This window comes from Enterobacter sp. MF024, from assembly GCF_005843915.1.
Lineage (GTDB): Bacteria > Pseudomonadota > Gammaproteobacteria > Enterobacterales > Enterobacteriaceae > Enterobacter > Enterobacter barmai.
The window spans coordinates 44,329-54,025 of sequence record NZ_VCBB01000020.1 but is presented as its reverse complement, the minus strand read 5'-3'; the positions used below and the strand labels follow the sequence as shown (position 1 = coordinate 54,025).

Genomic DNA, 9,697 nt, shown 5'->3' with positions numbered 1-9,697 from the left:
TTTAATGAATTGAACTAAAAATTCAAAAAAGCAGTATTTCGGCGAGTAGCGCAGCTTGGTAGCGCAACTGGTTTGGGACCAGTGGGTCGGAGGTTCGAATCCTCTCTCGCCGACCAATTTTGAACCCCGCTTCGGCGGGGTTTTTTGTTTTCTATCATTCCTGCCACTGTTGTTTATTGCCGACAGCGATATGCTGGCCTGTCGTGAATAAGTGACACTTAAACATTTGAAATATATAAATATATTCATTTTGCGTTATGGGCGTCTCTCCCAGGAGACAGTTTCCCCCATTTGTCGAAGCATTCTGCTGCCTGTTTACCGCCTTACAGGGATAATTTCCTTTTATCTTAAAAAGTTGGGATACATACAACTTCGGGATGCAACTTTGGCACGTTGCGTGCAATAATATACCTGTAGATGCTCATTCCACCTCTTATGTTCGCCTTAGCGCCTCATAAACTCCGGAATGACGCAGAGCCATTTACGGTGCTTATCGTCCACTGACAGATGTCGCTTCGGCCTCATCAAACACCATGGGCACAACGTTGAGTGAAGCACCACAAGTTGTCAAACAGACCTGTTTAACGCCTGCTTTTTAGCAGGCGTTTTTTTATGCCTTATCTGCGGTATCGCATCATGATCCCCACCACAATCAGCAAGGCACCGCCTGAAACGCCGTACAGCGCTTCTACCGGTCCCAGCGCGTCAGCCGCCACGGCAGTGACGCAGGTAGAGAGGGCAGCGCTGATGGTTTGCCATCGCCATGCCTTACCGCTGGCAGCAGAGACTTGCGCTGCCTGAAAGCTACTCAATACGCTGTAGGTTCCGGCCGCAAAGACGATATTAGAGGCCAGATGGGCGATAAATACGACCCCCAGCGCCTGCATCCCGGGCAACAGCGGGATCGCGCCATACGAGAGTAAAAACAGCCCCAGGCAGGCCAGCAGACGGCGGTTTTGTCCGGCGTAGCGGGCCAGGCTTTCTCTTTTGAGCAGCAGCGGGCCGCACAGTTGCCCCATGCTGCGGGCAAACAGCAGAGGCAGAGCCAGACCGGTGGCATCATCCGGTTCAATGTGCTGCGCCAGGGCAGGCAACAGCGCCATGGCAGGCGATCCCACTGCGGCGAGTGCCGGGAGCAATAACAGGCTGCGCTTTTGCTGCGAAACCAGCGTCTGCCAGCGTACCGCCACCGGTTTTTCTGCTTCGGCTGCGTGCTCGGGTGCCAGAGAGGGTAACGCCTTGCCCGTGAGTACTAACATCAGCAGCGAGCCAGCAAAGGTGAGCGCGTCGATCCCCACCAAAGCCAGTGCAGGCAGATGGTGAAACAGCACGATGCCCAGCCCCGTCCCGACCAATACCTGAGAAGCAAAAATCATATTCTCCAGACAGGTGGCCGCAGGCAGTTCGGCTTCTGACAGGCCGCGTCTGAACAGCAGGGTCAGGGCTGGCCAGGTCATGCCCATCAGAAAGGCCTCGGTAGACTGTACCGCCAGCAGCGCCGTAACGCTGTGATACTGAATACCCAGCAGAGGGAACAGCAGGGCGAGCAGACCCAGCCCCTCCGTCAGCAGCAGCAGGTGGACAGGGGAATAGCGCATACAGAGCTTTTCCCCGACGAGGCTGCCGAGAAACCCCGGCAGGGTGGCAAACAGGTATGCCATTGTCAGTAAGGATGCGGGGGCCTGCCAGTCAAGCAGCAGGCCAAAGACCATCACCTGGGTTAAGCCATTGCCCAGCGAGGTAAAAAGAAAAGCGCAGGCCAGCAGGCGCAGCCAGCGATGGCAGCGCAGCGCGTGAAAAAGCGCATACAGAAGCGTGTTCATGAAACGATCCTTTCAAAAACGATATAGTCCACGCCGTAGAGGGCGTGTGCAGAAAATTGTTTAATGAAAGGAGTTCGTTACATTGGCGGAGTCGGTCTCTGAAGATGATGCAAAGAATGTAGCAAATAAAAAAGGAGGCCGTCAGGCCTCCTGTTAAATTATTGTTGCGGGGGATTATTCTGTAGCGTCAGCAGCAGGCCATCGCGTCGCATCGCGGCGGCCTCTTCCGGCAGATGCAGCTTATCCAGCGTATCCGCCAGCCAGGCGTAATCGAAGGCATCCGGGCGCTGTTTTAACGCGGCGCGGAAGGCGAGGCTGGCCTCTTTCCACTCGCCATGTCTTGCCAGCGACTGACCGAGGGTACTCCACAGCAGAGGGCGATCGCCCACGGCTTTGATCTGCTGGCGAAGCATTTTTTCGATCTGCTCCGGATTATTGGTTTTCAGACGCGGGATCACCATCACCAGACGATCATCATACTGACGCTTCAGGCCATCAACGATGATGCTCTGGGCGGTATCATGATCATCACACTCAATCAGATGCTCCGCCATGGCAACCTGCAGTGGCACCTGCTGACGGGTTTTGCGGCTCTGATTTTTCCACCACTCTTTCAGGCCATCGCTGCCCTGATCGGCACGCGCCTGGTCCATGAGACCGATCCAGGCCTGACGTTGCAGGCTGTCGCGCTGCTCTTCGTCTCCCACGTCGGCTTTCGCCATCGACGGGATGATATCCAGCAGCGAGCCCCAGGCGCCGGTGCGGATGTAGGCCTGCTCTGCCAGACGCAGCACTTCCGGATGACGGGGGGTGATCTCCAGCAGGCGATCAACGCCGTGACGGGCGGCATGATTCTCATTGCGTGCCAGCTGCAGGCGCACGCGGGTGATCTCAACCGGGATCGGGTCGTTTTCAGCAAGCTCAGCGGCGCGCTCCAGATGCTGATTGGCGCGCACTTCATCCCCGCGCTGCTGTGCAGCCTCTGCAGCCAGGAGATAGTTCACTACCGGTTGTTCAGCGTGATCGGCGTTCTTCGACATCAGCTTTTCAACCTGCTGATAGTCACCTTCAGCCAGCTTCAGCAGCGCCTGTTCGGTCTGCTTGCGGGCACGGCGGCGCTTGCGACCGACAAACCAGCTGCGGGTATGCGCGCCGGTACGGAAGATGCGGCGCAGGATCCATTCGATCGCCAGAAACGCCACCATCGCCAGGATCAGAATGATCACCAGGCCCGTGACGCTGGTTTCGATATTGTAGTTATCGGTCTGGATCAGCACGTAACCCTGATGACCTGCCAGGATAGGGCCGAGAACGATCCCTGCGATCAGCAGTGCGAAGAGTAACAGGACTTTTAACATAATTACTCTCCTTGCGGCGCGCTGTCAGGGGCCGGAGCCGGGGCAGGAGTCTGCGCCGCCGCTTCGCCCGGCTGTGCCAGCAGGTTACGCACGCGCGTCTGCATCAGCTTCTCCAGAATCGGCTGGCTCTCCAGCTTATCCGGTACGTTCATGGTGATGTTCTGCTGGCTCAGCTTATCCACGTCTTCGAGGAAGGCCGTGGTAGTGGCATCGTCGGTATCGTAGTAAGCGCGTACCCAGGTGGAGACGTTATCCAGCGCCTGTTTGTAGGTCTCTTCCTGATGACGCGGCACGGCCTGTGCGGCTACCAGCAGGCGTGAACGCAGGTTCTCGCGCAGGTAGACGTCCTGATTCGGGGCTAACAGCGGCACGGCGGTCTCATCGCGGCGGCGGACGGTGATAAAGCTGTCCATAAAGTTCTGCCAGCTTTTTTGCAGGTTGATACGCCACTCGCTCAGCGAGCTGGAGAGTTCGCTGCTGTCGGAATCCATTGGGGAGTCGTCGTCATTATTGTCTGCCAGACGCAGGTTATCGATCTGGTTCGACAGCTGGTTCACTTTCAGGATGATGCCGTCGTAATCCACCTGCGAAACGGTCGACAGGCTGGCGATATCCGCAGTGAGCGCGCGGCGGGCGGTAATCAGGCTCGGGTCGTTCATATCGCCCAGGCTGGCATCGGCGCTTTTCAGCAGCGCGGCAGCGGTGGTGACATCCTGATCGCTCCACAGCTTGCGTCCGGCCAGTTTAACCAGGAAATCAGCCTGCGCCAGCAGCCAGGTTTTGGCGTCGGTACCCGAAATAGCCGCCACTTTCTGCTGCATCTCATCCAGCTGTTTGACCAGCTCGTCCTGTTTGTGAGTGGCTGCAGCCAGCTGGTCGGCCTGCTGTTTGATGACGCCGTCCAGCTCGGTTTTCTGCGACTGCTGCGCCTGTTGTAAGGCGGTGATTTGCGTCACCAGCTCATCGTTCGTCGCAACCTGATTGGTCGCCTGTTTTTTCACCAGACCATACAGGCCCACGCCCGCGGCCAGCGCAATGGCGATGGCAATCGCGCTCAACGCCAGACTGGTTTTATTGCTGCCATGCTTTTTCTCTGTCGTTTCTGGCTGTGGCGTGGTGTCCACAGTCTCCCTGGTCTCTTCAACCACGGCGGAGGATTTTTCTTGTTCCGTCATTATGGCTTCCCATTATGAGAGTTATTGTAATGCGCGCAGCAGCGCATCGTTGTCGGCGTTATCAGCGATCCGAATATCTTGCCAGCCCAGTTCCCGGGCGAGGTTCGCCAGACGCTCACTGACGACCAGAAGCCGACAGCGGAGTAACCAGTTTTCACGATACCATTGTGGGATGAGTGTCCAGAGCTGTTGCAGCATCTCCCCGCTGGTTACCACCAGGGTGGTGATGCCGCGAGCCTGCCAGCGCATCGCCTCTTCCGCACCGTCATAGTGTTTATGGCTACGTTGATAACATTCACAAAATGTCACTTCTGCTCCACGCTCACGCAGCGTGTCGCCCAGCAATTCTCGCCCACCGTTGCCGCGCAAAATCAGCGCGCGCTTCCCCACAACAGTTTGTAATTCAGGTAATTGTAGCAACACTTCGCTGGTTTCCCGATCCAACGGATAGCGAATGTGCTGGCCGCTTTCGGTATGCAGCGCCAGGGCAGTGGTTCTGCCGATGGCGAAATAGCGCGGCGCATCAGGCCAGCGCTGGCTGTCCTGTTGCAGCCGGGCGTGGGCAAACTCCACGGCATGTTGTGACAGGGCAAACAGCAGATCGCCAGCCTGCAGCGCGCCAAGATGACCGGCGAGCTGGGGCAGCTCCCGGCCCGGAGAAAACTCAATCAGCGGAAAGCTCCACGCCACCTGCCCCAGTGCGCGCAGTCGGCTCACTAACTGATCTCCAGCGGGAGAAGGGCGGGTGACGAGAATACTCATGCCGGGGGTTCTCCATTATAGACGTCCGCGAGAATTTCACGGGCGCCGTTATTCAGCAGCTCTTCCGCCAGTGAAATCCCCAGCTGTTCTGCATCCTGTGGTTTACCGCGACGTTCGCCGCGCACCATCTGCGAACCGTCCGGCGCGCCAACCAGCGCGCGCAGCCACAGTTCGCCATCGGTTAATTCAGCATAGCTGCCAATCGGCACCTGACATCCCCCTTCAAGGCGGGTGTTCATGGCACGCTCTGCCTGAACGCGGATTGCGGTCTCGTCGTGATTGAGCGGCGCCAGCAGCGCATGGGTACGGGCGTCATCGAGTCGGCACTCAATGCCCACCGCGCCCTGACCGACGGCCGGCAGCGACTGTTCCGGGGAGAGCGCCGCCTTAATACGCGACTCCAGGCCCAGGCGTTTCAGGCCGGCAACCGCCAGAATAATGGCATCATATTCACCGTTATCCAGCTTGCCGAGACGGGTGCCGACGTTACCGCGCAGGGAGCGGATGATCAGGTCCGGGCGGTACTCGGCCAGCTGGCACTGGCGGCGTAAACTTGATGTGCCAACAATGCTCCCCTGAGGCAGGGCATCCAGCGAGTCGTAGTGACTGGAGACAAAGGCATCGCGCGGATCTTCACGCTCGCAAATGGTGACCAGCCCCAGCCCTTCAGGGAAATCAACCGGGACGTCCTTCATAGAGTGGACCGCGATATCAGCACGACCGTCAAGCAGTGCCAGCTCAAGCTCTTTCACGAACAGGCCTTTACCGCCCACTTTCGCCAGAGGCGTATCAAGAATGACATCACCGCGCGTCACCATGGGCACCAGCTCTACACGCAAATCGGCATGACAGGCCTCGAGGCGCTGCTTAACATAATGTGCCTGCCAGAGCGCAAGGGGGCTTTGGCGTGTGGCAATTCTTAAAACATTGTCTAACATGCTTGTTACCGTCTTAATCGTCTGTTGACCATCCTAACATTGTTGTCTCAGCACTGTCAGGTTTACGGACGTTGAGGGGGACAGGACAAGGCTGCGATAGAAGTTGCCTGCTGCCGTATTCAGGAATTTACACGTACAGAACGGTGCTACACTTGTATGTAGCGCATCTTTCTTTACGGTCAAACGGCAAGGTGTTAAATTGATCACGTTTTAGACCATTTTTTCGTCTCCATGACCATAAAGATAAGGGCGAAAAAAGGCGACGGCTACTTTCGAAATACTGTGAACGCCTAATCCTCAGTCTGACTGGCGATTAGAGCCTTCTGAACATCAGGCGATACGTCTTGTACCTCTATATTGAGACTCTGAAACAGCGACTGGATGCCATCAATCAACTGCGCGTCGATCGTGCGCTTGCTGCCATGGGACCTGCTTTTCAACAGGTTTACAGTCTACTGCCGACATTGCTGCACTATCACCATCCGCTGATGCCGGGTTACCTTGACGGTAACGTTCCCAAGGGCATCTGCCTTTTCACGCCTGATGAAACCCAACAGCACTATCTGAAAGAGCTGGAACTCTATCGTGGCATGCCGGCACAGGAGTCCCCGAAAGGCGAACTGCCGATCACCGGCGTCTACACCATGGGCAGCACCTCTTCGGTGGGGCAAAGCTGTTCGTCGGATCTCGATATCTGGGTTTGCCATCAATCCTGGCTCGATAACGAAGAGCGCCAGCTGCTGCAGCGTAAATGCAGCCTGCTTGAGAGCTGGGCGGCATCGCTCGGTGTGGAAGTGAGCTTCTTCCTGATTGATGAAAACCGTTTCCGCCATAATGAAAGCGGCAGTCTGGGTGGTGAAGACTGCGGCTCGACTCAGCACATCCTGTTGCTGGATGAGTTTTACCGTACCGCCGTGCGCCTGGCCGGGAAGCGTATCCTGTGGAGCATGGTGCCGTGCGATGAAGAAGAGCACTACGACGACTACGTCATGAAGCTCTACGCCCAGGGTGTCCTGACGCCAAACGAATGGCTGGATCTGGGCGGCCTGAGCTCGCTGTCTGCGGAAGAGTACTTCGGTGCCAGCCTGTGGCAGCTGTATAAAAGTATCGATTCCCCGTATAAAGCAGTGCTGAAAACCCTGCTGCTCGAAGCCTATTCCTGGGAATACCCGACGCCGCGCCTGCTGGCTAAAGACATCAAACAGCGCCTGCATGATGGCGAGATCGTCTCTTACGGTCTTGATGCCTACTGCATGATGCTCGAGCGCGTTACCGAATACCTGAAAGCCATCGACGATCCCACCCGTCTGGATCTGGTCCGTCGATGTTTCTATCTCAAAGTGTGTGAGAAGCTCAGCCGCGAACGCGCCTGCGTCGGCTGGCGTCGTGAAGTGGTCAGTCAGTTAGTCAAAGAGTGGGGATGGGACGAAGAGCGTCTGTCGATGCTCGATAACCGCGCCAACTGGAAGATCGATCAGGTGCGTGAGGCGCACAACGAGCTGCTCGATGCGATGATGCAGAGCTACCGTAACCTGATCCGCTTTGCCCGTCGTAACAACCTCAGCGTTTCCGCCAGCCCGCAGGACATCGGGGTCTTGACCCGTAAGCTGTACGCCGCGTTTGAAGCGCTGCCGGGTAAAGTGACGCTGGTGAACCCGCAGATTTCGCCTGACCTGTCTGAACCGAACCTGACCTTTATCTATGTGCCGCCGGGCCGCGCGAACCGTACCGGGTGGTATCTCTACAACCGTGCGCCAAGCATGGATTCGATCATCAGCCATCAGCCGCTGGAATATAACCGCTACCTGAACAAGCTGGTGGCCTGGGCCTGGTTTAACGGCCTGCTGACCTCCCGCACGCGCCTGTTTATCAAAGGCAACGAGATTGTCGATTTAGCCAAATTGCAGGAAATGGTCGCCGACGTTTCGCACCACTTCCCGCTGCGTCTGCCTGCGCCGACGCCAAAAGCGCTCTACAGTCCATGCGAAATTCGCCATCTGGCGATTATCGTCAACCTGGAATATGACCCGACGGCGGCCTTCCGCAATCAGGTGGTCCATTTCGATTTCCGTAAGCTGGATGTGTTCAGCTTTGGCGAGCAGCAAAACTGCCTGGTGGGCAGCGTCGATCTGCTGTACCGCAACTCGTGGAACGAAGTGCGTACCCTGCACTTCAACGGCGAGCAGGCGATGATCGAAGCGCTGAAAACAATCCTCGGCAAGATGCATCAGGATGCCGCACCGCCGGACAGCGTTGAGGTGTTCTGCTACAGCCAGCATCTGCGCGGCCTGATCCGCACCCGCGTGCAGCAGCTGGTTTCCGAATGCATCGATCTGCGCCTCTCCAGCACCCGTCAGGAAACCGGGCGCTTCAAAGCGCTGCGCGTCTCCGGCCAGACCTGGGGCCTGTTCTTTGAACGCCTGAACGTCTCGGTGCAGAAGCTGGAAAACGCCATCGAGTTCTACGGCGCTATTTCGCACAACAAGCTGCACGGTCTGTCGGTGCAGGTTGAGACCAACCACGTCAAACTGCCGCAGGTAGTGGACGGTTTTGCCAGCGAAGGGATTATTCAGTTCTTCTTTGAAGAGTCGGGGGATGACGCCGGGTTCAACATCTACATCCTCGATGAAACCAACCGCGCCGAGGTGTATCACCACTGTGAAGGCAGCAAAGAGGAGCTGGTGCGCGACGTCAGCCGCTTCTACTCCTCTTCACACGATCGCTTCACCTACGGCTCAAGTTTCATCAACTTCAACCTGCCGCAGTTCTATCAGATTGTGAAGGTGGATGGCCGTGCGCAGGTGATCCCGTTCCGCACCCAGGCGATTACGCCAGTCGTGCCTGACAGACAGGACGCCAGCACCCCGCTGTTGCAGCAGTATTTCTCCTGACGACCATTGCCCGGATGTACGGTTCGGGCCATTGTAGGCCCGGTAAGCGCAGCGCCACCGGGCAAAACAGCCCTAGCGGAAGCTAACCTCTTCCCCTGACTGCGCGGTCGCTGCCTGCTCCAGCAGATCCCAGAACGTCTCACCGCTACGATCGCAAACCCACTCTTCGCCCTTCAGGTCGAAATGGTAGCCGCCCTGTTTGGTGGCGAGCCAGACCTGGTGAAGCGGCTCCTGGCGGTTAATAATGATTTTGCTGCCGTTTTCAAAGCTGATGGTCAGCACCCCGCCGTTGATTTCACAATCGATGTCGCTATCGCCGTCCCAGTCATCAAGGCGTTCTTCGATGGTTTGCCACAGGTTATCGGCAAGGCGATGGAATTCACTGTCATTCATGGTTCTGTTCCTGTTTTTCGTGATGGCGGCAGTATAACGCTAAATAATTCCGGTTGCAGGTTAGCGGCTAACTCTTGCTTTTGTGCCTTCTCCTGCGATGATAGAACACATAAAGCACGAACTTACAGGCAACCAATAATGAAAAACGTTTTTCGAACGCTTGCCGTTCTCCTCACGCTGTTTAGCCTGACCGGTTGTGGTCTTAAAGGGCCGCTCTATTTCCCGCCAGCAGATAAAACCGCACCGCCGCCGACTAAAAAAGTGGAAAGTCCTGTTGAGTCCACCATGCCGGGTCGTAACGATCGTGGCGATAACAACGGTCCAAGCCAGGTCAATTACTGACAAGCGCTCCGATCC

Annotated in this window: 8 protein-coding genes and 1 tRNA gene; 3 read left to right on the top strand and 6 right to left on the bottom strand. The window is 56.8% G+C overall.

Annotated elements, in window-relative coordinates:
* Window positions 1-39 precede the first annotated feature (39 nt).
* Window positions 40-116 (top strand) — tRNA-Pro (locus FFB58_RS21730).
* A gap of 501 nt (window positions 117-617) precedes the next feature.
* On the opposite strand, the gene FFB58_RS21725 is transcribed toward FFB58_RS21730, so the two are convergent.
* The 5 genes from FFB58_RS21725 to hemC all read right to left on the bottom strand — a co-directional run bounded on the left by FFB58_RS21725 (window position 618) and on the right by hemC (window position 6,056).
* Complete coding sequence (locus FFB58_RS21725) at window positions 618-1,823, bottom strand: MFS transporter (protein WP_138370973.1); 1,206 nt, start codon at window positions 1,821-1,823, stop codon at window positions 618-620.
* 158 nt (window positions 1,824-1,981) lie between these two features.
* Window positions 1,982-3,181 carry a protoheme IX biogenesis protein HemY gene (hemY, locus tag FFB58_RS21720; protein ID WP_039031220.1) on the bottom strand — a complete coding sequence of 400 codons (1,200 nt, stop codon included), beginning with the start codon at window positions 3,179-3,181 and terminating at the stop codon, window positions 1,982-1,984.
* Between the two features lie 2 nt (window positions 3,182-3,183).
* On the bottom strand, window positions 3,184-4,356 hold the full coding sequence (gene hemX, locus FFB58_RS21715; protein ID WP_039031219.1) for a uroporphyrinogen-III C-methyltransferase: 1,173 nt from the start codon (window positions 4,354-4,356) through the stop codon (window positions 3,184-3,186).
* Between the two features lie 21 nt (window positions 4,357-4,377).
* Window positions 4,378-5,118, bottom strand: a complete 741-nt coding sequence (hemD, locus tag FFB58_RS21710) for a uroporphyrinogen-III synthase (RefSeq protein WP_138370972.1) — start codon at window positions 5,116-5,118, stop codon at window positions 4,378-4,380.
* Entirely contained in the window at window positions 5,115-6,056 is a 942-nt protein-coding gene (hemC, locus tag FFB58_RS21705; RefSeq protein WP_039031217.1) for a hydroxymethylbilane synthase, read from the bottom strand. Before hemC ends, hemD begins: the two co-directional genes overlap by 4 nt.
* A 344-nt stretch (window positions 6,057-6,400) precedes the next feature.
* Between hemC and cyaA the strand changes: the two genes are divergently transcribed.
* On the top strand, window positions 6,401-8,947 hold the full coding sequence (cyaA, locus tag FFB58_RS21700) for a class I adenylate cyclase (RefSeq protein WP_039031216.1): 2,547 nt from the start codon (window positions 6,401-6,403) through the stop codon (window positions 8,945-8,947).
* Between the two features lie 72 nt (window positions 8,948-9,019).
* On the opposite strand, the gene cyaY is transcribed toward cyaA, so the two are convergent.
* The gene (gene cyaY / locus FFB58_RS21695; protein WP_138370971.1) at window positions 9,020-9,340 is read right to left on the bottom strand and encodes an iron donor protein CyaY; all 321 of its coding nucleotides are present in this window, start codon (window positions 9,338-9,340) and stop codon (window positions 9,020-9,022) included.
* A gap of 138 nt (window positions 9,341-9,478) precedes the next feature.
* On the opposite strand from cyaY, the gene FFB58_RS21690 reads away from it, so the two are divergent.
* Complete coding sequence (locus FFB58_RS21690) at window positions 9,479-9,682, top strand: lipoprotein (RefSeq protein ID WP_039031214.1); 204 nt, start codon at window positions 9,479-9,481, stop codon at window positions 9,680-9,682.
* The last annotated feature ends 15 nt before the right edge of the window (window positions 9,683-9,697 follow it).